The sequence below is a fragment of the Streptomyces sp. NBC_00667 genome (assembly GCF_036226825.1).
GTDB lineage: Bacteria > Actinomycetota > Actinomycetes > Streptomycetales > Streptomycetaceae > Streptomyces.
On record NZ_CP109022.1, the window covers coordinates 3,756,111 to 3,776,578 of the forward strand.

The 20,468-nt window shown below is 72.4% G+C and carries 20 protein-coding genes and 1 tRNA gene; 12 read left to right on the forward strand and 9 right to left on the reverse strand.

Translation table 11 applies throughout. The features are described from left to right. Positions 1 to 122: 122 nt before the first annotated feature. The 3 genes from cysS to OHA81_RS17520 all read left to right on the forward strand — a co-directional run bounded on the left by cysS (position 123) and on the right by OHA81_RS17520 (position 4,324). Positions 123 to 1,523 (forward strand): cysteine--tRNA ligase, encoded by a 1,401-nt coding sequence (gene cysS, locus OHA81_RS17510; protein WP_329197053.1) that lies wholly within the window; start codon positions 123 to 125, stop codon positions 1,521 to 1,523. 94 nt (positions 1,524 to 1,617) lie between these two features. After that, a complete protein-coding gene (rlmB, locus tag OHA81_RS17515) occupies positions 1,618 to 2,589 on the forward strand; it encodes a 23S rRNA (guanosine(2251)-2'-O)-methyltransferase RlmB (RefSeq protein ID WP_329197055.1) in 972 nt (323 codons plus the stop codon). A 163-nt stretch (positions 2,590 to 2,752) separates the two neighbouring features. Next, positions 2,753 to 4,324 carry a DoxX family protein gene (locus OHA81_RS17520; RefSeq protein WP_329197057.1) on the forward strand — a complete coding sequence of 524 codons (1,572 nt, stop codon included), beginning with the start codon at positions 2,753 to 2,755 and terminating at the stop codon, positions 4,322 to 4,324. Between the two features lie 190 nt (positions 4,325 to 4,514). Here OHA81_RS17520 and OHA81_RS17525 read toward each other — a convergent pair whose 3' ends face one another. The 3 genes from OHA81_RS17525 to OHA81_RS17535 all read right to left on the reverse strand — a co-directional run bounded on the left by OHA81_RS17525 (position 4,515) and on the right by OHA81_RS17535 (position 7,067). Then, positions 4,515 to 5,285, reverse strand: coding sequence for a nucleotidyltransferase family protein (locus OHA81_RS17525; RefSeq protein ID WP_329197058.1), 771 nt, complete (start codon positions 5,283 to 5,285; stop codon positions 4,515 to 4,517). 72 nt (positions 5,286 to 5,357) lie between these two features. Next, positions 5,358 to 5,771: a hypothetical protein gene (locus OHA81_RS17530; RefSeq protein WP_329197059.1), complete on the reverse strand. Its 414-nt coding sequence runs from the start codon at positions 5,769 to 5,771 to the stop codon at positions 5,358 to 5,360. 204 nt (positions 5,772 to 5,975) lie between these two features. Further along, a complete protein-coding gene (locus OHA81_RS17535) occupies positions 5,976 to 7,067 on the reverse strand; it encodes an ABC transporter ATP-binding protein (protein ID WP_329197061.1) in 1,092 nt (363 codons plus the stop codon). Positions 7,068 to 7,240: 173 nt separating this feature from the next. Between OHA81_RS17535 and OHA81_RS17540 the strand changes: the two genes are divergently transcribed. The 3 genes from OHA81_RS17540 to OHA81_RS17550 all read left to right on the forward strand — a co-directional run bounded on the left by OHA81_RS17540 (position 7,241) and on the right by OHA81_RS17550 (position 8,620). After that, positions 7,241 to 8,008: a hypothetical protein gene (locus tag OHA81_RS17540; protein ID WP_329197063.1), complete on the forward strand. Its 768-nt coding sequence runs from the start codon at positions 7,241 to 7,243 to the stop codon at positions 8,006 to 8,008. 16 nt (positions 8,009 to 8,024) lie between these two features. After that, positions 8,025 to 8,099 (forward strand) — tRNA-Thr (locus OHA81_RS17545). 149 nt (positions 8,100 to 8,248) lie between these two features. Beyond that, positions 8,249 to 8,620 carry a hypothetical protein gene (locus tag OHA81_RS17550; protein ID WP_329197064.1) on the forward strand — a complete coding sequence of 124 codons (372 nt, stop codon included), beginning with the start codon at positions 8,249 to 8,251 and terminating at the stop codon, positions 8,618 to 8,620. A 73-nt stretch (positions 8,621 to 8,693) separates the two neighbouring features. On the opposite strand, the gene OHA81_RS17555 is transcribed toward OHA81_RS17550, so the two are convergent. Then, entirely contained in the window at positions 8,694 to 10,073 is a 1,380-nt protein-coding gene (locus OHA81_RS17555; RefSeq protein WP_329197066.1) for an NAD(P)/FAD-dependent oxidoreductase, read from the reverse strand. Between the two features lie 117 nt (positions 10,074 to 10,190). Between OHA81_RS17555 and OHA81_RS17560 the strand changes: the two genes are divergently transcribed. Both OHA81_RS17560 and OHA81_RS17565 read left to right on the forward strand, forming a co-directional pair. Further along, positions 10,191 to 10,685 carry a GNAT family N-acetyltransferase gene (locus tag OHA81_RS17560; RefSeq protein WP_329197067.1) on the forward strand — a complete coding sequence of 165 codons (495 nt, stop codon included), beginning with the start codon at positions 10,191 to 10,193 and terminating at the stop codon, positions 10,683 to 10,685. 37 nt (positions 10,686 to 10,722) lie between these two features. Beyond that, a complete protein-coding gene (locus tag OHA81_RS17565; RefSeq protein ID WP_329197069.1) occupies positions 10,723 to 11,409 on the forward strand; it encodes a pentapeptide repeat-containing protein in 687 nt (228 codons plus the stop codon). A 69-nt stretch (positions 11,410 to 11,478) separates the two neighbouring features. On the opposite strand, the gene OHA81_RS17570 is transcribed toward OHA81_RS17565, so the two are convergent. The 3 genes from OHA81_RS17570 to OHA81_RS17580 form a co-directional block, all read right to left on the reverse strand. Next, positions 11,479 to 11,982 carry a hypothetical protein gene (locus OHA81_RS17570; protein ID WP_329197071.1) on the reverse strand — a complete coding sequence of 168 codons (504 nt, stop codon included), beginning with the start codon at positions 11,980 to 11,982 and terminating at the stop codon, positions 11,479 to 11,481. 419 nt (positions 11,983 to 12,401) lie between these two features. Further along, positions 12,402 to 13,025, reverse strand: coding sequence for a response regulator transcription factor (locus tag OHA81_RS17575; protein WP_329197073.1), 624 nt, complete (start codon positions 13,023 to 13,025; stop codon positions 12,402 to 12,404). Continuing rightward, positions 13,022 to 14,365, reverse strand: a complete 1,344-nt coding sequence (locus OHA81_RS17580; RefSeq protein WP_443056569.1) for a sensor histidine kinase — start codon at positions 14,363 to 14,365, stop codon at positions 13,022 to 13,024. The genes OHA81_RS17575 and OHA81_RS17580 overlap by 4 nt, the downstream gene beginning before the upstream one ends. A 169-nt stretch (positions 14,366 to 14,534) precedes the next feature. Here OHA81_RS17580 and OHA81_RS17585 point away from each other — a divergent pair, with 169 nt between their 5' ends. Further along, positions 14,535 to 15,062 carry a GlcG/HbpS family heme-binding protein gene (locus OHA81_RS17585; RefSeq protein ID WP_329197075.1) on the forward strand — a complete coding sequence of 176 codons (528 nt, stop codon included), beginning with the start codon at positions 14,535 to 14,537 and terminating at the stop codon, positions 15,060 to 15,062. Positions 15,063 to 15,097: 35 nt separating this feature from the next. After that, on the forward strand, positions 15,098 to 16,519 hold the full coding sequence (locus tag OHA81_RS17590) for a M1 family metallopeptidase (RefSeq protein ID WP_329197077.1): 1,422 nt from the start codon (positions 15,098 to 15,100) through the stop codon (positions 16,517 to 16,519). A gap of 126 nt (positions 16,520 to 16,645) precedes the next feature. Here the strand turns inward: OHA81_RS17590 and OHA81_RS17595 are convergent, their stop codons facing one another. Beyond that, complete coding sequence (locus OHA81_RS17595) at positions 16,646 to 17,221, reverse strand: TerD family protein (protein ID WP_136213763.1); 576 nt, start codon at positions 17,219 to 17,221, stop codon at positions 16,646 to 16,648. Between the two features lie 170 nt (positions 17,222 to 17,391). On the opposite strand from OHA81_RS17595, the gene arfB reads away from it, so the two are divergent. Next, positions 17,392 to 17,817 carry an alternative ribosome rescue aminoacyl-tRNA hydrolase ArfB gene (gene arfB, locus OHA81_RS17600; RefSeq protein WP_190187189.1) on the forward strand — a complete coding sequence of 142 codons (426 nt, stop codon included), beginning with the start codon at positions 17,392 to 17,394 and terminating at the stop codon, positions 17,815 to 17,817. Positions 17,818 to 17,847: 30 nt separating this feature from the next. Here the strand turns inward: arfB and OHA81_RS17605 are convergent, their stop codons facing one another. After that, positions 17,848 to 18,417, reverse strand: a complete 570-nt coding sequence (locus OHA81_RS17605) for a flavin reductase family protein (RefSeq protein ID WP_443056570.1) — start codon at positions 18,415 to 18,417, stop codon at positions 17,848 to 17,850. Between the two features lie 313 nt (positions 18,418 to 18,730). Here OHA81_RS17605 and cdgB point away from each other — a divergent pair, with 313 nt between their 5' ends. After that, a complete protein-coding gene (gene cdgB, locus OHA81_RS17610; protein WP_329197081.1) occupies positions 18,731 to 20,410 on the forward strand; it encodes a diguanylate cyclase CdgB in 1,680 nt (559 codons plus the stop codon). Positions 20,411 to 20,468: the final 58 nt, after the last annotated feature.

Below are 20,468 nucleotides of genomic sequence, written 5' to 3' on the forward strand. Positions count from 1 at the left end.
CCGTGGCGGGCCCGTGCCGCGACACCCTCTCGGCGACAAACGGGGCGGCTGCGGCAACAAACGGGCCCCCGGGTCGCCAAAGGGTCGCGGGGCACTGCTACGGGCGCACTACCCTGGATGCCGTGACTATTCGCCTGTACGACACCAGCGCCCGGCAGATCCGCGACTTCAACCCCGTCACACCGGGCTGTGTCTCGATCTACCTCTGTGGCGCCACGGTGCAGGCCGCCCCGCACATCGGGCACGTCCGGTCGTACCTGAACTTCGACATCATGCGCCGCTGGTTCACCTACCGCGGCTACGACGTCACCTTCATCCGCAACGTCACGGACATCGACGACAAGATCATCAAGAAGGCCTCCGAGCAGGGCCGCCCCTGGTGGTCCATCGGCTACGAGAACGAGCGCGCCTTCAACGACGGCTACGACGCCCTCGGCTGCCTCCCGCCGACCTACGAGCCCCGCGCCACCGGCCACGTGCCGGAGATGATCGAGATGATGCGCGGCCTGATCGAGCGCGGTCACGCGTACGAGGCGGACGGAAGCGTCTACTTCGACGTGCGTTCCTTCCCCGGCTACCTGGCGCTGTCCAACCAGGACATCGACGACCTGCGCCAGCCCACCGAGGAAGGCATCACCGGCAAGCGCGACCAGCGCGACTTCGCCATGTGGAAGGCCTCCAAGCCCGGCGAGCCCGACTGGGAGACCCCCTGGGGCCGCGGCCGTCCCGGCTGGCACCTGGAGTGCTCCGCGATGGCGCACAAGTACCTGGGCAGCGTCTTCGACGTCCACGGCGGCGGCCTGGACCTGATCTTCCCGCACCACGAGAACGAGATCGCCCAGGCCAAGGCCTTCGGCGACGAGTTCGCGCGGTACTGGGTCCACAACGCCTGGGTCACCATGACCGGCGAGAAGATGTCCAAGTCCCTCGGCAACTCGGTGCTCGTCTCCGAGATGCTCAAGCAGTGGCGCCCGATCGTGCTGCGCTACTACCTGGGGACCCCCCACTACCGCTCGATGATCGAGTACAGCGAGGAGTCGCTGCGCGAGGCGGAGTCGGCCTTCGCGCGCATCGAGGGCTTCTGCCAGCGCGTCGTCGAGAAGGCCGGCGGGCCGGTCGAACCGGCCGCCGAAGTGCCGCCCGCCTTCGCCGAGGTCATGGACGACGACCTCGGCGTGCCGCAGGCGCTCGCCATCGTCCACACGGCGGTCCGGCAGGGCAACAGTGCCCTCGCCGCCGACGACAAGGACGCCGCCATCGCGCGCCTGTCCGAGGTACGGGCCATGCTGGGCGTCCTCGGCCTGGACCCGCTCGACCCGTCCTGGGCGGGCGAGGCCGACCGCGGCGAGGACCTCCACGGCGCCGTCGACACCCTCGTGCGCCTGGTCCTGGAGCAGCGCGAGTCCGCCCGGGCCCGCAAGGACTGGGCGACCGCCGACGCCATCCGCGACCAGCTCCAGCAGTCCGGCCTGGTCATCGAGGACAGCCCCACGGGACCCCGCTGGACGCTCGGCCCCCGCTGAGCCCGCCGGAGCAGTCCCGCTGTGCCGCCCGGCGTCCCGGGCGGCACACTCTTCATACGTACACACCGCAGCACCAACGAAACAGGTAGAGGTCATGGCCGGGAACAGCCAGCGCAGGAACCGCCGCACGTCCAACAAGAAGGGCGCTACGGTCGGCAGCGGTGGCCAGCGGCGCAAGGGCCTGGAAGGCAAGGGCCCCACGCCCAAGGCCGAGGACCGCAAGAAGCACAAGGCGAACCGCATCAGCAACGCCATGGCCCGCCAGGCCGCCAAGCGCCGCCCCGCCCCCCGCCGCGGCGGACCCAAGGGCACCAGCGAGATGGTCGTCGGCCGCAACCCGGTCTTCGAGGCGCTGCGCGACGGCGTCCCCGCCACCACCCTCTACGTGCAGCAGTTCATCGACAACGACGAGCGCGTCCGCGAGGCCCTGCAGCTCGCCGCCCAGCGCGGCAACATCAACCTGATGGAAGCCCCGCGTCCCGAGCTCGACCGCATGACCAACGGGCTCAACCACCAGGGCCTGGTCCTCCAGGTCCCGCCGTACGAGTACGCGCACCCCGAGGACCTCACCACCGCCGCGTACGACAACGGCGAGGACCCGCTGATCGTCGCCCTCGACGGCGTCACCGACCCGCGCAACCTCGGCGCGATCGTCCGCTCCGTCTCCGCCTTCGGCGGCCACGGCGTGGTCATCCCCGAGCGCCGCGCCGCCGGTATGACCGCGGGCGCCTGGAAGACCTCGGCCGGCACCGCCGCCCGCACCCCGGTCTCCCGCGTCACGAACCTGACCCGCGCGCTCCAGGAGTACAAGAAGGCCGGCATCGCCATCGTCGGTCTCGCCGCCGAAGGCGAGCACACCGTCAACGACCTGCCGGCGCTGGCCGGCCCGGTCGTCATCGTCGTCGGCTCCGAGGGCAAGGGCCTCGGCCGGCTCGTCGGCGAGAACTGCGACTACCTCGTGCGCATCCCGATGCCGGGTGGCGCGGAGTCGCTGAACGCCGGTGTCGCAGCGGGCGTCGTGCTCTACGAGGCCGCCCGCCGTCGCGCCGAGGCGCCGCGCACCTGATCGCCGGGCCCACCCGGCCCACTCCCTTGATCCAGTTGGCTCAGAGAGCGTGACCCGTGAGCGTGTCACCCCGCCCCTTCCGGGCGGGGTGACTTGATCTTGACGGGTCTCGGACACATCCCTGCTGTCAAGGCAGTGTCCTTATCACTCGTCACTCGGTTAGATGAGTGTGGACACCAGAACGTCAGGGTTCGACGACCAGCCCGCGCTGAGCATGGTCAAGGTGCCGTGCGATCCCGCACAGGTCATCGTCAACCACGCAAGCTTCCGCGTGCGGCTCGCACCGAGCCCGAGCGCGCGTTCCAAGACCTCGCTGCCCGCAGGCGCACCCGGCCGGGCTCCCGTCCTCGGCGGTGCCGTGGCCGCTGCCGCCGGGGCGACCCGACGCCGGGCCCCCGTCGTCTGGAGCGGCAAGGCCGACCAGGGCGACACGGCCGCGATGGGCGGTTTGCTCCAGGCCGCACGGGAGGCGGGCCGCGGCCGGGACGGCTTCGACGGGGGCGCCACCCAGACCATCCCGCGCGTCGACCTCGCGCACGACCTCGCCGACGACACCCTCGCCACGCCGACCGTCATCGGCCAGCGCACCTACGGCGACCCCGACGAGACCCGCCGCCTCGGCGCGGTCCGGCAGCCCGCGGGGCCCTCCTACGACTACGGGCCGTACGACGGGTACGGCTCCGGGTACGACGGGGACGGCGAGAGCGGGGACGAGTCCCGGCGGCCCGCCCCCGACACCCGTGCACAAGCCTCGTACTACCCGGGCCGTCGGATGAACCTCGGCGTCGTGCTGCTCCCGCTGCGCGTCTTCCTCGGCTTCATCTCCATCTACGCCGGCATGGGCAAGCTCTGCGACCCCGTCTACTTCGACGGCGGCGAACGCGGTTCCATGGTCAGCTGGCTGCACACCCTGCACCCCTGGCCGCTGGCCGAACCGCTGCGCGACTTCGCGCTCGCGCACCCCGTCGGTGCGGGGCTCACCGTGGCGTTCCTCCAGGTCATCGTCGGCGTGCTCACGGTCTTCGGGCTCTGGCAGCGGTTCGCCGCCTGCTTCGGCGCGCTGCTGTCCGCGGCGCTGCTGATGACCGTCAGCTGGAAGACCGTCCCGGCGTACGACGCGCCCGACATCATCTATCTGGCCGCCTGGAGCCCGCTGATCATCGCAGGCGCCCCCGTCTACTCGCTCGACGGACGCCTCGCCGGAGAAGCCTGGCGCACGCTCGGCCCGCGCTCCGAGGTCTGGCAGCTGCGCCGGCGCGTACTGCGGCGCGGAGCCCTCATGGGCGGCGTGATCTGCGGGCTCGCCCTGCTCGTCGGCTCCCTCCTCGGCGGGGCCGTCCGGTCCACCGCCGTGGTCACCGTTCCGGGGCCCGGGCGGGCCCCGAGCAACTACCTGCCCGGCACCCCGCTTCCGGTGCAGGCGCCGGCCAAGCGGCAGCAGCCGCCCTCGCAGCAGCCGTCCAAGCCCGCCACGCCCTCGGCGAGCGCCTCCGCCCCCGCCGCCAAGTCCGGCCGTACCGGGGCGGGTTCGGCACCCTCGCAGAGCGCCGGGACGGGCGCGCAGTCACCGGCCGCGAGCCGCAGCGGCGCCGGGAGCGGGCAGAGCACCCCGCGCAGCACGCCGCGCCAGTCCAGCCCGCAGCAGCCGCCGACGTCCTCCTCGGGCAGCGGCAGCGGGGGCGGCAGCGGCGGCACCGCCAAGAAGCCCGGCCTGGTCGGCGGCCTGCTCGGCTGAGGACCGTACACGGAACCGGTACCCGTACGTGGCCCAGGGCCCGGCGCGCGAGGAGCGCGCCGGGCCCTTCGGCGTGCGCGGGGCGCTTCGGCGTAGCGCGGAGGAGGGAGCGGGGCTTCGCGGGGCTTCGCGGGGCTTCGCGGGGCGGTGGGGGCCGGTGCGGGGCGTGCGCGGGGCCGGGCACGGCCGCTCAGGAGCCTCCGTACGCCGCCAACTCCCGGGCCGCCTCGGTCAGGTCCTTCGCCGTGTCGATCGCCCGCCAGTAGGCGCCCTGGGGCAGCGGGAAGCCCGCGAGGCGGCGCTCCCGGGCCAGCCGGGGGAAGGTGGTCCGCTCGTGGTCGCCCAGGTCGGGCAGCAGCGCCGCGAAGGCGGGGCCGAACACGTACACGCCGGCGTTCACGGGGTACGGCGACTGCGGCGCCTCGATGAAGTCCAGTACCTGCCCGAACTCGTTGGTCTCCACGACCCCCCACGGGATCCGCGGCCGGGCCAGCGCCAGCGTGGCCACCGCGTCGCGCTCCTTGTGGAAGGCGGCCATCTCGCGCAGCGAGAACCGGGTCCAGACGTCGCCGTTGGTCGCGTACCAGGGCTGGTCCGCGTGCGGGAGGTGGCGCGCGGCGTACTTGAGGCCGCCGCCCCGGCCGAGCGGCTCCTCCTCCACGACTGTCGTCACCCGCAGCGGCAGCCGGGTGCGGCCGAGCCAGTCCTGGAGCACCCCGGCGAGGTGCCCGCAGGAGACGACGGCGTCGGTGACCCCCTCCGCCGCCAGCCAGGCGAGCTGGTGCCCGATGATCGGCACGCCCGTTCCCGGGATCTCGACCATCGGCTTCGGCCGGTCGTCCGTATACGGCCGCAGCCGCGTGCCCTGGCCGCCCGCCAGGACCACGGCCTGGGTGGGGGCAGCCGGGAACGCGGCCGCGTCGTGCGTGGGTTGGGGCGGTACGGGGGGAACGTCGGTCATGCCCGCCAGCGTAGGCAGGACGCCCCCGCGGCGACGGCCGACGCGACGGCCGTCAACCCGCCGGTCGGACCGTCAGCCCATGGAGGCGACGCCGGACGCGTACGAGGTGTCGCAGACGGGGCGGGCGAAGGACTGGGCCTTCGTCGGCCCGTAGGCCTCGACGGCGGCCCGGCCCAGGGCCCGCGCGATGCCCACGCAGTGCTCGGCGAGCGAGGGCCGCCGGTCGACCTCCTGCTGGAGGTGCGTCAGGACGTCGCCCGGCTCCTCACCCTGACGCAGCTCGGTGAGCAGCTTCTCGCGCAACAGGTCCTGTGCGGCACGCGGCTTGGCGGGAACGGACACGCCTTCTGCGGAGGCGGTCAGGATCTGGGAGGAGGAGTTGTCCGCCCAGGGGACCATGGTGACCGCCAGCGTCCCGGACAGGACCAGGACGACGGGCAGGACCAGGGCGAGGGAACGGCCGATACGGCGGGCAGTGTGGGTCACGAGGGCGAGAGTAGCGCTCGGTGAAGACGTGGCGACATTCAGTCACCCGGTCGGGGGATGGTTCGACGCGGCTTTTCGATTCCCGGGTTGACGAGTAGGGCCGAATGGTCCGATCTGCCCGGGAATCCGGACACGGCCGCGGCAACTCGCCGGGAAGGGGCACCCCTTGGCGGGGCACCCCTTCCTCCGCCGTTGCCGGAACCGTCAGTCGGAGAGGCGGGCGCCCGAGGACGTCGAGAACACGTGGATCTCGTCGGGGCGCGGCACCACGTGCAGGGTCGAGCCCTTCTCGGGCACCTGGCGGCCGTTGACGCGGACCACGAGGTCCTGCTTGCCGGCGGTGGCGTCGGCGACGGAACCGTAGACGTAGCCGTCGGCGCCGAGTTCCTCGACCACGTTGACCGTGATCGTCAGGCCGCCGGTGTCACCGATGTCGAAGTGCTCGGGACGCACGCCGACCGTCACGGTGCGGTCGCCCGCGTCGGCGGCGGCGGCGAGCGCCTCGCGGGAAACGGGGACGACGCTGTCGCCGAACTTCACGCCGCCGTCGGTGATCGGCACCTCGACCAGGTTCATGGCGGGAGAGCCGATGAACCCGGCGACGAACAGGTTCGCGGGCCGGTCGTACATGTTGCGCGGGGTGTCGACCTGCTGGAGCAGACCGTCCTTGAGGACCGCGACCCGGTCGCCCATGGTCATGGCCTCGACCTGGTCGTGGGTGACGTACACGGTGGTGATGCCGAGGTCCCGCTGGAGCGCGGCGATCTGCGTGCGGGTCGAGACGCGGAGCTTGGCGTCGAGGTTCGACAGCGGCTCGTCCATGAGGAACACCTGCGGCTTGCGCACGATCGCGCGGCCCATGGCGACGCGCTGGCGCTGGCCGCCGGAGAGCGCCTTCGGCTTGCGGTCGAGGTACTGGGTGAGGTCGAGCATCTTCGCCGCCTCCTCCACCTTGCGACGGATGGTCGCCTTGTCCTCACCGGCGATCTTGAGGGCGAAGCCCATGTTGTCGGCGACGGACATGTGGGGGTAGAGCGCGTAGTTCTGGAACACCATCGCGATGTCCCGGTCCTTGGGCGGCAGGTGCGTCACGTCGCGCTCACCGATGCGGATGGCGCCGCCGTTGACGTCCTCCAGGCCGGCGAGCATGCGCAGCGAGGTGGACTTGCCGCAGCCCGAGGGGCCGACGAGGACGAGGAACTCCCCGTCCTGGATCTCCAGCTCGAGCTGGTCGACGGCGGGCTTGTCGCCGCCCGGGTAGAGCCGGGTCGCCTTGTCGAAGGTGACAGAAGCCATGGTGGTGAATCCCTTCTACCGGCAGGAACGTGCCGGACGATCCGAGTGGAAGGTCTAGTCCAGAATCCGGACTCCGCCCGACGCTACCGGCCGTGCCCTCCACTGTCAGCACCGCACCGCGATGACTTCGAACTTTGTGCGATCTGTCGGACCCGCCTGCTTTCATGACCCGCATGACCCGCATGACCCGCATGACCCGCATGGCCGCCGCACCGCGCCCCCACACCGTCCACGAACTGATCGCCGTCCTCCCGGACGTCCACGTCCTGCGCGACCGCTGCCGGGCCCTGGCGGCCCTCGACGTCCTGATGGGCGGCCGGAGCGGGAGGTACTTCGACTACGACCCCGGGTGGGGCCCGGGGACCGAGGCCGGGCTGATGAACAACGGCGCGGGTGACGAGTACGCGATCCTCTTCACCCCCGACGGGGTCTTCGGCCGCGGCTTCGACCACGAGTCCTCCATGAGCCCCTACACCAACGAGGACATGGCCCTGTGGCCCGGGCTGGTGGACACCCTGCCCGAGGTGTTCCGGCCGCTGCTCGACGAGCCGGCGTTCTGCGACGACGAGGTGCGGGTGGCCACGGTCGTCTTCTGGCGGGAGACGCACGACACCGCCTGGCGGGCCGGGCCGGTGGAGTACGCCGAGTACGCCGACGACGGCACCGGCCACCTCTTCCACGTCCTGGCGGCCGGCACGCCGGAGGCGTACCACGCCTTCGCCAGGACTACTACGCACGGCAGCTCGATCCGGACGCGATCCGCCACGTCCACGCCCTGCGCCCCCTCACGTCCGAGGTGCTCGAAACCCTGGCCCCGGAAGCGGACCCGGTCGCCGTGGCGGCGGCGCTGGCGTCGACGGGGTACCCCGTGGAGGGCCGTCGAATGTGATGGCCGACGGATTCGCGCGCTGTGTAGAGTGATGGCGGTCCCGCCCGAGTAACCGGCGGGTGTGCACTGCCTCCTTAGCTCAGTCCGGCCAGAGCAACGCACTTGTAATGCGTAGGTCGTCGGTTCGAATCCGACAGGGGGCTCTGGTGGAAGCCCAGCTCAGACCTCGTCTGAGCTGGGCTTTCGTGTTTCACCGAATCTTGCGGCGGCGCCGGGCGAGGGCCGCACGGGTGCTCTCTGTCTCAGTTCTGGTCTCAGACACGGCTCCGGAGCCAGGTCCCGGGGCCGGGCAGTGCTCCGCACCGTGGAGGGCGGGCCCTCCCGCACGCAGGCCATCCACGACGCGTTTCTCAGCGATCCCCAGCACTCGGACGCCAAGTCCGTTCTCCGAGAGCTGGCCATTGCGGCGCCGGACCACATCTACGAGGCCGCCGTGCCGGTCTATCACCAGCTTCGGGCAGCGCGCGACATGCTTGCCGACGATGATGTGACCTTCGAAGACCCTGAGTATCAGCAGGTCATACGCCCGTTCTTTGCGGAGCTGGATTCGCTGCAGCGGTTGATGCGGGATGACTTGCAGCCTCCCGCCAGCCGTCACATACGAGGCGCGGTCGGTGCGCGGACCGGTGATGACGGACCGTCCCGGCGGCACAGTCGCCGATGATCAGCTCGATCTGAATCCGAAGAGGAAGGCCCCGGGCGGTGGTCCGGGGCCTTACGGCGTTTCTGCCGGTGTTTCAGTGGCGGCCCGAGATGCGGTTGGCGAGGCGGGCCAGCGGGGTGGTGGTGGGGGTGTGGGTGGCGGTTTCGCGGCGGTCGGCCTCGCGGTAGGCGGCGTAGAGGGCCTGGACGCCGAGCCAGCGGAAGGGTTCCGGTTCCCAGCGGCGGACGCGGTGGTTGACCCAGGGGAGGGCGGTGAGGTCCGTGGCCTCGCCCAGGACCAGGTCGCGCAGGGTGCGCCCGGCGAGGTTGGCGGTGGCCACGCCCGAGCCGACGTAGCCGCCGGCCCAGCCGAGGCCGGTGGTGCGGTCGAGGGTGACGGTGGCGCACCAGTCGCGGGGGACGCCGAGGACGCCCGACCAGGCGTGGGTGACCTCCACTCCGGTGAGCAGCGGGAAGAACGAGGTGAGCAGGGCCGTGAGGGAGGCGACGGTGCGTTCCTGGGTGGTGCCGTCGTTGTCGGTGCGGGAGCCGTAGCGGTAGGGGACCCCGCGGCCGCCGATCGCGATGCGGTCGTCGGCGGTGCGCTGGGCGTACATGTAGGCGTGGGCCATGTCGCCGAGGAGCGCCGAGTCGGACCAGTTCAGGGACTGCCAGGTGGACGGGGGCAGGGGGGCCGTGACGATCATCGAGGAGTTCATGGGGAGCCAGGAGCGCTTGTGGCCCTTGAGGGCGGCGGTGAAGCCCTCGGTGCAGCGCAGGACGTACGGGGCGCGGACGGTGCCGTACGGGGTGCGGGCGCGGCCGGGGGCGATCTCGGTGACGGGGGTCGACTCGTGGATGACAACGCCGAGCCGTTCGCAGGCCGCCGCGAGGCCCGTGACGAGTTTCAGCGGGTGGATGCGGGCGCCGTGGGGGGTCCAGCTGGAGCCGACGGCGTCCGCGATGTCGATGCGGGCGCGGGTGTCGGTGGCGTCGTGCAGGACGCGGTCCGTTTCGCCGAAGGCGAGCTCGCCCTCGTGGAAGGCGCGCAGGCGGGACAGCTGGGCGGGGGTGCGGGCGACTTCGAGGACGCCGCCGTGGTGGATGTCGGCCCGGATGTCCTCCTTGGCGGCGACGTCGATGACCTCGGTGACGGTCTCGTTCATGGCCCGCTGGAGGCGGAGCGCGGCCTGGTGGCCGTGGAGTGCGGCGTAGCGGTCGCGTCCGGCGATGCCGTTGTAGAGCCAGCCGCCGTTGCGGCCGGAGGCGCCGTAGCCGCAGAACTTCTGCTCCAGGACGGTGACGCGGAGGTCGGGTGCGGAGGACTTGAGGTAGTAGGCGGTCCACAGGCCGGTGTAACCGCCGCCGACGATGACGACGTCTGCCGTGGCGTCGGAGGTGAGGGGGGCGCGGGGCGGGGCGGTGGCGGTGTGATCCGTCGCGTACCAGAAGGAAATGCCGCCGTTGATCGTCATGGGGAGTTGCTACACCCCGTTTCCGAGGGGTGTCCAGGGACGGGATGTCGCGTTCCGAGGCCGGATCGGGGGCTGGTTGGCTGATGCGCGCGGGCGGGCCGGTCGTAGGGTGCGGGCATGATTCGCAACGCTGTGGAGGCGGACGTTCCCGTCATCTGGTCCATGATCCGCGAGCTGGCGGAGTACGAGAAGGTGCCGCAGGAGGCGCGGGCCACCCAAGAGCAGTTGCGGGAGGCGCTGTTCGGGGAGCTGCCGGCGGCCTTCGCGCACGTCGCGGAGACGGAGGAGGGGGAGGCCGTCGGGTTCTCGCTGTGGTTCCTCAGCTTCTCGACGTGGCGCGGGGTGCACGGGATCTACCTGGAGGACCTGTACGTGCGTCCCGGCGCGCGCGGTGGTGGTCACGGCAAGGCGCTGCTGGCGGAGCTGGCGCGGATCTGTGGCGAGCGGGGGTACGGGCGGCTGGAGTGGTCGGTGCTCAAGTGGAACGAGCCGACGATCGCGTTCTACGAGGCGTTGGGCGCGCGGCCGCAGGACGAGTGGACGGTGTACCGGCTGACGGACGAGGCGCTGGCGGGGCTGGCGGGGCCGGCGGAGTCGGGGGCTGCGGGTTAGGCGGGGCGTTGTCAGTGGGGTGCGTCACGATGGGGGCATGGTGCGAAAGGGGCAGGACCGGGGGCGGGGCGGGCCGGTGAAGGCGGCGAAGCGCGCGGAGGTGCGGTTGCCGGAGCTGGCGGCGTGGCAGGGGGGTGGGCTGGAGCCGGACGGGGACTACGACGCGGTGGAGTTCGTGGACGTGGACTTCGGCCGGCAGGAGGGGATCGGGGCCCGGTTCATGGACTGTGCGCTGCGACGGTGCGCGCTGGACGAGGCGGGGCTGGCGAAGGCGCGGATCCTGGATTCGGTGCTGGAGGGGGTGCGGGGGGTGGGGACGGACCTGTCGGGGGCCTCGCTGCGGGACGTGGAGCTGGTGGAGGCGCGGCTCGGCGGCGTCCAGCTGCACGGGGCGGTGCTGGAGCGGGTGGTCGTGCGGGGCGGCAAGATCGACTACCTGAACCTGCGCAAGGCGAAGCTCAAAGACGTGGTCTTCGAGGGGTGCGTGCTGGTGGAGCCGGACTTCGCGGGGGCGGTGCTGGAGCGGGTGGAGTTCCGGGACTGCACGCTGCGGGGGGCGGACTTCCAGGGGGCGCGGATGTCGGACGTGGACCTGCGGGAGGCGGTGGAACTGGGGATCGCGCGGGGGGTGGACGCCTTGGCGGGGGCGGTGATCAGTCCGGCGCAGCTGTACGACCTGGCCCCGGCGCTGGCCGCGCAGCTGGGGGTGCGGGTGGTGCCGTAGCCGTGTCGGCGGGGGCTGCGCCGATGGAGGGGGAGGGGGGAGCCGCTGTGCGGGCGGCTGCTGCGGCCCTCAGGCGGGGACGCGGGGGAAGCGGGCCTGGAGGGTCCAGATGGCGGGGTTGTCGGCGAGGCCGTCGTGCATGTCGACGAGGTCGGCGATGAGGTCGTGGAGGAAGTCGCGGGCCTCGCGGCGGAGCAGGCGGTGGGTGAAGGTGAGGGGGGCTTCCTCGGGCGGCATCCAGTCGGCCTCGATGTCGACCCAGCCGAAGCGGCGCTCGAACAGCATGCGGTCGGAGGACTCGGTGAAGTCGAGTTCCGCGTACTGGCGGTTGGCGGAGCGGCTGCCGCGCGGATCCTGGTCGAGCTGCTCGACGATGTCGCAGAGCGCCCAGGCGAAGTCGAGGACGGGAACCCATCCCCAGGCTGTGGACAGCTCGCGGTCGGCGTGGGTGTCGGCGAGGTAGACGTCTCCGCAGAAGAGGTCGTGGCGCAGGGTGTGGATGTCCGCCGAGCGGTAGTCGGTCTGCGGGGGGTCGGGGAAGCGTCGGGAGAGGGAGTAGCCGATGTCGAGCACGTAGAGATGGTGTCACGGGGTGGGGTGGCTCCGCCGGGTGGGTTGGGTTGGTGGGTATGGCCGGTGGGGTTGGCCGGTGGGGTTGGCCGGTGGGTTCCGCCGTGGGTGGGGGCCGGCCCGCGTGCGGTGTGTGTGGGTGGGAGGGTGCGGCGCCGTTGCGGGGGCCGGCCCCGGGCCCCCGCGCCTCAAACGCCGGCGGGGCTGGATTTGGCGGGGCCGGGTGCCTTGAACGTCGGCGGGGCTGGGGTTGGCGGGGCCGGGTGCCTTGAACGTCGGCGGGGCTGGGGTTGGCGGGGCCGCGTGCCTGGGACGTGGCGGGGCTGGGTTTGGCGGGGCCGCGTGCCTCGGACGTGGCGGGCTGGATTTGGCGGGGCCGCGTGCCTTGAACGTCGGCGGGGCTGGGGTTGGCGGGGGTGGCGTTACGACGGGAGGAGGCGTTGTTCCTTGGCTACCGAGACGGCTCCCGCGCGGGTGTCGACGCCGAGTTTGTCGTAGATGCGGCCCAGGTGGGTCTTGACCGTGGCTTCGCTGATGAACAGGGCCCGGGCGATGTCGCGGTTGCCGAGGCCGCGGGCCAGCTGGCCGAGGATGTCCAGTTCACGGTCCGTCAGCGTCGGGCGTGACCCCCGCATGCGGGCCATCACACGGCTGGCCACCGGCGCGGAGAGGGTGGTGCGGCCGGCTGCCGCCGAGTGGATCGCGGTGAAGAGTTCCTCGGGCCGTTCCGCCTTGAGGAGGTACCCCGTCGCGCCCGCCCCGATGGCCCGGGTGATGTCCGCGTCGGTGTCGTACGTCGTCAGGACCAGCACGTGCGGGGGGTTCGGGGCGGAGGTGATGCGGCGGGTGGCCTCCACCCCGTCGATGCCGACCCCCAGCTGGAGGTCCATCAGCACCACCTCGGGCCGGAGCTTCGCGGCCAGCGCGACCGCCTCCTCGCCGCTGCCCGCTTCGCCGAGGACCTCGATGTCGGGTTCGCTGCCCAGCAGGGCCAGCAGGCCGGCGCGGACCACCACGTGGTCGTCGCAGAGGAGGATCGTGGTCATCGGGCCGGCTCCAGGGGGATCGCGGCGGACAGGACGGTTCCTTCGCCGGGGGTGGATTCGAGGGTCAGGGTGCCGCCGAGCTGCCGCACGCGGGCGCGTATCGCGGGCAGGCCGTGGCCCCGGTCGGGGACGTCGGCGCGGGGTTCGCGCGGTTCGGTGAAGCCGTGGCCGTCGTCCGCGACGTCCAGGACGACCTGGTCGCCCAGGAAGCTCAGGGTCAGGGCGGCGGTGCGGGCCCCCGAGTGCTCCCGGACGTTGGCCAGGGCGCCCTGCGCGATCCGCAGCAGGGCGGATTCGGCGCGGTCGGGCAGCGCTGCGGGCGTGCCCTCCAGGTGGAAGCGGACCTCGATGTCGGGGCCGGCGTCCAGCGCCCGCAGGGCGTCGGCGAGGCGCCCGCCGCCCGCCAGCTCGGGCGGTGCGAGGTCGTGGACCAGTCGGCGGGCCTCGGCGAGGCCGCGCGCGGCGGTGTCGGTGGCGGTCCGGACGTGCGCGCGGGCGGTGGCGGGGTCGCTGTCCCAGGTGCGGTCGGCGGCCTGGAGCAGCATCTGCTGGCTGGACAGGTGCTGCGCCAGGGTGTCGTGGATCTCCATGGAGAGCCGCTGGCGTTCGGCGAGGGTGCCTTCGCGGCGCTCGGTGGCGGCCAGTTCCCGGCGGGTGCGGATGAGGTCGTCGATCAGGGTGCGCTGGGCCCGGGTCTGGCGCTCCATGTGGACGAAGACGGCCGTGGCGAGGGCGGCGACGGCGGGCGGGGCGAGGAGGAGGTTGGGGTCGAAGGACGGGGACAGCCTGAGCTGGGCGGCGACGACCAGGGCGGTGAGCAGGGCGACGAGGACGACCGCCGCGCGCGGGGGCAGGGTGCGCAGGGCGGTGTAGAAGAGGGGGACTGCGCACCAGGCGAAGCTGGGCGCGAGCAGGACGAGGACCACCCAGGTGGCCACGACCACGCCGAGCCAGAGCAGGCGCCGCAGCGTGGGCGCGGCGCCGACGGCGGGCCCGAGCACGTACAGCAGGGCGAGGGTGGCGCCGAGGGCGATGACCCACGGCGTACGGGGCTCGCCGGGGTGGTGCAGCAGGAACCTGGCCACGGAGGCCCCGAGGAGCAGGAAGAACGCGGCGTGCGTGACGGCGGCCAGCGTCCGCGTCCCGGTGGCGGTGGCGGTGGCGGTGGCGGTGGCGCGGGCGCCGTCGGTGCCGGTGTCGGCGCCGTCCGCCTCGTGGGCCGCCCGGGCCTCGTGGCCCGCCCGGGTCCCGTCACCCTGGCCGGTGCCCCGGGCCTGGCCGGTGCCCCGGGCAGGGCCGGTGGGGTCCTCGGCGGGGGTGGGGTTCGGGTCCGGGGTCACGGGGGGCTCCTGGGGGTGGGGCTTGGGTACATCCTGAGCCAAACCGGCAGGTGGGTGGGTGCGCATCGGCCGATCGGATGACCCCGGGGTCGGCCGGTGCGGGGACGGGCGGGGGCGGGATCCCGGGTGAGGCTTGGAGCAGCGGACCACCTACCTCAGGAGTAGCAGCATGAACACCCGTACCCGCGTCCTCACCGGTACCGCCCTCGCCGTCGCGCTCGGCGCCGGGACCTTCGGCGCCGTCAGCGCGAGCGCCGCCCAGTCCGACGGCCCCAAGGGCGACGACAAGACCTTCACCACCTCGACCCACCTCACCGTCGGCGCCGCCACCCGCGCGGCCCAGGCCGCGCTGGAGGCCGCCGGGAAGGAGGGCCAGAAGGTCACGGTCGCGGTGGTGGACCGCAACGGCAACACCGTCGTCACCCTCCGCGGCGACGGCGCCGGCCCGCAGTCCTACGAGTCGGCGCAGCGCAAGGCGTACACCGCCGTGTCCTGGAACGCCCCGACCTCGGTGCTCGCCGGCCGGCTCGCCCAGACCCCGAACCTCAAGGACATCCCCGGCACCCTCTTCCTGGCCGGCGGTGCCCCGGTGCAGGCGAAGGGCGCCCCGGTCGCGGGCATCGGCGTGGCCGGCGCCCCGAGCGGTGACCTGGACGAGAAGTTCGCCAAGGCCGGCGTCGACGCCCTCGAGAACTAGGACCGTCTTTCCTGCTCCCGCATAGGATCGAACGCGTGGATCACCGCGCGCGCAACCGTCTCACCCGCCTCGCCGTCCCCGCCGTCGCCGCCCTCCTCGCCCTCACCGCGGGCTGTACGGGCTCGACGGTGCAGGGCCGGCCGGGCGCGTCGGGGCTGCGGGACCCGTACTTCCCCAAGGCGGGCAACGGCGGTTACCAGGTCGACCACTACGCCCTGGACATCGGCTACCGGCCCGCCGACCGGCAGCTGACCGGCACGGCCGTCATCACCGCCCGCGCCGAGCAGACGCTGAGCTCCTTCAACCTCGACCTCAGCGGGCTGCGCGTCGACGCGGTCACCGTCGAGGGGGAGCCGGCCCGGTACAACCGCACGGGCCGGGAGCTGACCGTGCGCCCGCGCATGGACCTTCCCAAGGGCGGGGTGTTCCGTACGGAGGTCCGCTACAGCGGTACGCCGAGGCCCCTCACCGACGCGGACGGTTCCCCGGAGGGCTGGATCACGACCGCGGACGGGGCCGTGGCCGTCGGTGAGCCCGTCGGATCGATGACCTGGTTCCCCGGCAACCACCACCCCAGCGACAAGGCGTCTTACGACATCACGCTCACCGTTCCGCAGGGCTACGAGGCGGTTTCCAACGGCGAGCTGGCCTCCCGCCGGGACACCGGTGACGGGCGGACGGCCTTCGCCTGGCACAGCGCCGAACCGATGGCGAGCTACCTGGCCACCGCGGCCATCGGGAAGTTCAAGGTGGCGACGGCCCGCACCTCTTCGGGAATCGGCGTCTACAACGCGGTCGCGCCGGGCGAGGAAGCCGGGAGCGCGGCGGCGCTCGGGCGGCTGCCGGAGCTGGTGGAGTGGGAAGCGGGGCGGTTCGGGCCGTACCCGTTCGCCACGGTGGGCACCATCGTGGTGGCGGGCGGCACGCTGCCGTACGCGTTGGAGACGCAGACCAAACCCGTCTATCCGGGTGCCCCTTCGCTGGAGCTCACCGTCCACGAGCTGGCGCACCAGTGGTTCGGGGACTCGGTGTCGCCGAAGTCCTGGAAGGACATGTGGCTCAACGAGGGCTTCGCGACCTACGCGGAGTGGCTGTGGTCGGAGGACCACGGCGGTCCCGGTGCGCAAAAACGGTTCGACGCCCTCCTCGCCGGTGACACGTCCTTCGAGGGGTCGGACGCCGCCCACTGGGACGCGTTCCCGCCGGCGGCGCCGCCCGGGCCCGACGACATCTCGGAGGCGCCGGTGTACTACCGCGGTGCGATGGTGCTGCAACGGATCCGGCAGGAGGCCGGTGACGAGCGGTTCTTCGCCCTGCTGCGCGGCTGGGCCGAGGACCACCGCCACGGCAACGCGTGTACGGCCGACTTCACCGCCTACGCGCAACGCAAGACGGGCCGCGATTTGAAGAAGGTGTGGGACGTGTGGCTGTACGGCGAGGACAGCCCCAAGCCGTAGCCGCCCCCGTCGGCGGCGAGGCCCCTCCCCGGTGCCGATCGCGGGAAGGGGCCTCGACAGTGGCCGGTGGCCGGTGGCCGGTGGCCGGTGGCCGGTGGCCGGTGGCCGTGGCCGTGCCGGGGGAGATCAGACGTTGACGCCGAAGTCCTGGGCGATGCCGGTCAGGCCGGAGGCATAGCCCTGGCCGACGGCGCGGAACTTCCACTCCGCGCCGTTGCGGTAGAGCTCGCCGAAGACCATGGCGGTCTCGGTCGCCGCGTCCTCGGAGAGGTCATAGCGGGCGATCTCGGCGCCGCCGGCCTGGTTGACGACCCGGATGTACGCGTTGCGGACCTGGCCGAAGTTCTGGCTGCGGGACTCGGCGTCGTAGATGGAGACCGGGAAGACGATCTTGTCGACATCGGCCGGGAGACCGGCGAGGTTGACCTTGATGGACTCGTCGTCGCCGGAGCCCTCGCCGGTGCGGTTGTCACCGGTGTGGACGATGGTCTGGTCCGGGGTGGACTTGTTGTTGAAGAAGACGAAGTGACCGTCGGAGACGACCTTGCCCGTCGCGTTGACCGCGATGGCGGAGGCGTCGAGGTCGAAGTCGACACCGGTGGTGGTGCGGACGTCCCAGCCGAGGCCGACCGTGACGGCGCTGAGGCCGGGGGCCTCCTTGCTAAGCGAGACGTTGCCGCCCTTGGACAGGCTTACTGCCATTTTGACTGGTGTCCCTTCCTCAATCACATGACCGCCGGACGTGGTCAAGTTACCGCTGCCCTGCATAACGCGGCGAGGGGGTCGGTAGGTTCCACGGGTCCGGGGGCGGTGCGTCCGGGCTCGGGGGAAATGGGGTGACGGGGTGCGGTGCGGGGCGGGATCATAGGGGCATGCCTGGTCCCTATGTCATCCGTGGTTCCGTCGCGCTGCCCGAGGGGGAGCTCGGCTGGCGGTTCTCGCGTTCCTCCGGGCCGGGCGGCCAGCACGTGAACACCTCCGACTCGCGGGTAGAGCTGCTGTTCGACCTCGGGGCGACGAAGGCGCTGCCGGAGGTGTGGAAGGAGCGGGCGCTGGAGCGGCTCGCGTCCCGGCTGGTGGGCGGGGTGCTGACGGTCAGGGCGTCCGAGCACCGCTCGCAGCTGCGCAACCGGGAGATGGCGCTGGTGCGGCTGGCGTCGCTGCTGGCGGAGGCGACGGCGCCGCCGCCGAAGCAGCGGCGGGCGACGAAGATCCCGCGCGGGATCAACGAGCGCCGGCTGCGGGAGAAGAAGGCGCGGGCGGAGACGAAGCGGGGCCGTACGGGCCGCGACTGGTAGCCCGCACGGCCGCCCCCGGCCCGGCCGCCCCTACCGCGCCAGGTGCCGGTAGCGCCCGCGGAAGTACGTCAGCGGCGGCGCGTCGGGGCTGGGAAGAGCGGCCGACAGGACGCGGCCGACGACGAGGGTGTGGTCGCCCGCCGGGACGCGGGACTCCGTACGGCACTCCAGCGTGGCCAGTGCCTGCGTCAGCAGCAGGGCCCCCGAGACGGCGCCCCGTTCGTAGGGCACGCCCGCGAACAGCAGCCGGTCGCTGATCCGGCCCTTCATCGCGAACCGGCCCGCGACCTGCAGCTGGCTGTCCGCGAGCACCGAGACGGCCCACAGCGGCTGCTCCGCCAGCAGGTCGTCCATCCGGGAGCCCTCGCGCAGGCTCACCAGGACCAGCGGCGGGTCCAGGGACACCGACATGAAGGCGGTCGCCGTCATGCCGACGTCCTCCCCCCGCGGGCCGTCGGCCGTCAGCGCGGGCTCGTGGGCGGTGATCAGCGTTACGCCGGCCGCCAGTCGGGACATCGCGGCACGGAATTCTTCCTCGGTCACCCCCTCAGGATGCGGGGTGGGGGCTGCGTGGGCGGGTTCCAGGGTCGTCTTCGGCACGCCTGGAACGCTAGTCTCGCTCCCTCACGGCGCACATCGGGCCTTGGTCCGAGGCGCGTACGGACCCCGGGACCTAGGTCCGCGCGTATCGTTTGCCCGCGGAAAGGAGAGGGAGCGCTCCCAGTCGCGGCGAGGCCCCTCTCGCCTCTTCGGAGCACGTTCTTCATCTCATGTGACTTGAGTCACAGACGGCAAGATTTGTTGACCCTGTGTACCTGCCGCACAGCTCACTGTGATTCAGTGGACGGGACACCGCAACGAACCGCCGATGACACACCTGGAGTTGCTGTCGAGGTCTCGGGGAGAGCGAGCAATGGAGACCGAGTCGGAGCCGTACGTCCGTCTTGCGACCCTGCGGCAGCTGCACCGGGTGGTGGCCGACCTCAATACGGCCCGGAGCCTGGCGGACACTCTGCAGACCGTCGTGGACGGCATCGTCGCGGGCCTCGGCTACCAACTCGCCTGTGTCAACCTCGTACGCCCTGACGGGGATCTCGTCGTGGCCGCCTTCGCAGGTGACCCCGCCGCGGAGGCCCTGATCACCGGTCGCGTCGGCTCCCGCCTCTCCTGGGAACGCCGCCTGACGATGGGTGAGGACTGGGACGGACTGCGCTTCATCCCGCACACCGAGGGCTGGGTCCTGCTGGAGGACGACGTGCCCCAGTGGCACACCGAGGGCCCCGATCCCCGCTTCGCGGACGAGTGGCACCCCGAAGACCGGCTCTATGCACCCATGTACGCGTCCGGCGGGGAACTTCTGGGTGTCATTTCGGTGGACAGACCGCGCAACGGCCGCCGCCCGGGCGCGTGGGGGCGCGAGGCGCTGCAGATGTACGCCTTCCAGGCAGCGATTGCGATCAGCAACGCGAGGCTGCGGGCGAACATGCAGCGGGCCCTGGTCCGGCTGGAGCGCGAACAGCAGGCGTTGCGCGCCAGTGAGGAGTCGTTCCGCCAGGCCTTCGAGTACGCGCCCAGCGGCATGGCCATCGCCGAGATGGGCGGCGACCAGCACGGCCGGCTGCTGCGGACCAACGACGCGCTGTGCCGGCTGCTGGGTCGGCCGGCCTCCGTGCTGCGCCGGTACTCCTTCTCCGACCTCGTGCACCCCGAGGACATCGGCACGCTGCTGCGGACCTCGGCCGAGGGCGGCCGGGCCGAACTGCGGCTGGGCCGGCGCGACGGCACGTACGTGTGGGTCTCGCTGCGCAACTCGGTGGTCGCCGACGCCGCCGACGGGCCCCGGTTCCTGCTCACCCACGTCGAGGACATCGAGGAGCGCAAGCGGCACGAGCTCCAGCTCGCGCACCGCGCCAGCCACGACGCGCTGACCGGCCTGCCCAACAGCGCCGAACTGCGCTCGCGGCTGGGGGCTCGGCTGTGCCGCCGGCCGCAGTCCGTGCGGGCCACGGCCGTGGAGGTGCTGGACGCGGCCTTCGAGGGGCGCCCGGAGGCGGGGGGTGGTGCCGGCGAGCACGGCTTTCGCCCGGACGGGTACGGCGACCCCTTCGAGAGTCCCGCGGCGGCCCCGGGCGAGGCGGGCCCGTACGACCACCACGTACACACCGTCGCACCCGCCACCGACATCGACGACGGGACGAAGGGCCTCGCGGTGCTCTTCTGCGATCTCGACGGCTTCAAGTCGATCAACGACCGGTTCGGTCACCACACGGGCGACGCGGTACTGATCGAGGTCGCCCGGCGGCTGACGACGGGCGTGCGCGACGGGGACACGGTCGCCCGGCTCGGTGGTGACGAGTTCGTCGTCCTCGCCGACGGGCTGGGCGCGGCCGACGCCGCCGACCTGGCCGTCCGGCTGCGGAACGCGATCATCCCGCCCATCCGGGTGGACGGCCGCGCGGTCCGCGTCGGGGCGAGTTTCGGCATCGGCTGGGCCAGCTGCGGCATGTCGGCGGACGAGGTGCTGCGCTCCGCCGACCAGCGGATGTACATCGAGAAAAGGTCCCGCTCCAAGGCGCACCGCCGGGCCGGCTGAGCCGATCGACCGCCCGGGAGCGCACGTGTTCGGGGTAGGCTCCCGTGGGTCGAAAGGA

Excerpts from the sequence above, each read along its gene's own strand:
- OHA81_RS17595 (WP_136213763.1), bottom strand. The coding sequence starts at position 17,221 with ATGGCAGTAAGCCTGTCCAAGGGCGGCAACGTCTCGCTTAGCAAGGAG.
- OHA81_RS17585 (WP_329197075.1), top strand. The coding sequence starts at position 14,535 with ATGAACACCCGTACCCGCGTCCTCACCGGTACCGCCCTCGCCGTCGCG.
- OHA81_RS17565 (WP_329197069.1), top strand. The coding sequence starts at position 10,723 with ATGGTGCGAAAGGGGCAGGACCGGGGGCGGGGCGGGCCGGTGAAGGCG.
- OHA81_RS17555 (WP_329197066.1), bottom strand. The coding sequence starts at position 10,073 with ATGACGATCAACGGCGGCATTTCCTTCTGGTACGCGACGGATCACACC.
- OHA81_RS17540 (WP_329197063.1), top strand. The coding sequence starts at position 7,241 with ATGACCCGCATGACCCGCATGACCCGCATGGCCGCCGCACCGCGCCCC.
- arfB (WP_190187189.1), top strand. The coding sequence starts at position 17,392 with ATGCCTGGTCCCTATGTCATCCGTGGTTCCGTCGCGCTGCCCGAGGGG.
- cdgB (WP_329197081.1), top strand. The coding sequence starts at position 18,731 with ATGGAGACCGAGTCGGAGCCGTACGTCCGTCTTGCGACCCTGCGGCAG.
- OHA81_RS17560 (WP_329197067.1), top strand. The coding sequence starts at position 10,191 with ATGATTCGCAACGCTGTGGAGGCGGACGTTCCCGTCATCTGGTCCATG.
- OHA81_RS17525 (WP_329197058.1), bottom strand. The coding sequence starts at position 5,285 with ATGACCGACGTTCCCCCCGTACCGCCCCAACCCACGCACGACGCGGCC.
- rlmB (WP_329197055.1), top strand. The coding sequence starts at position 1,618 with ATGGCCGGGAACAGCCAGCGCAGGAACCGCCGCACGTCCAACAAGAAG.
- OHA81_RS17535 (WP_329197061.1), bottom strand. The coding sequence starts at position 7,067 with ATGGCTTCTGTCACCTTCGACAAGGCGACCCGGCTCTACCCGGGCGGC.
- OHA81_RS17520 (WP_329197057.1), top strand. The coding sequence starts at position 2,753 with ATGAGTGTGGACACCAGAACGTCAGGGTTCGACGACCAGCCCGCGCTG.
- OHA81_RS17575 (WP_329197073.1), bottom strand. The coding sequence starts at position 13,025 with ATGACCACGATCCTCCTCTGCGACGACCACGTGGTGGTCCGCGCCGGC.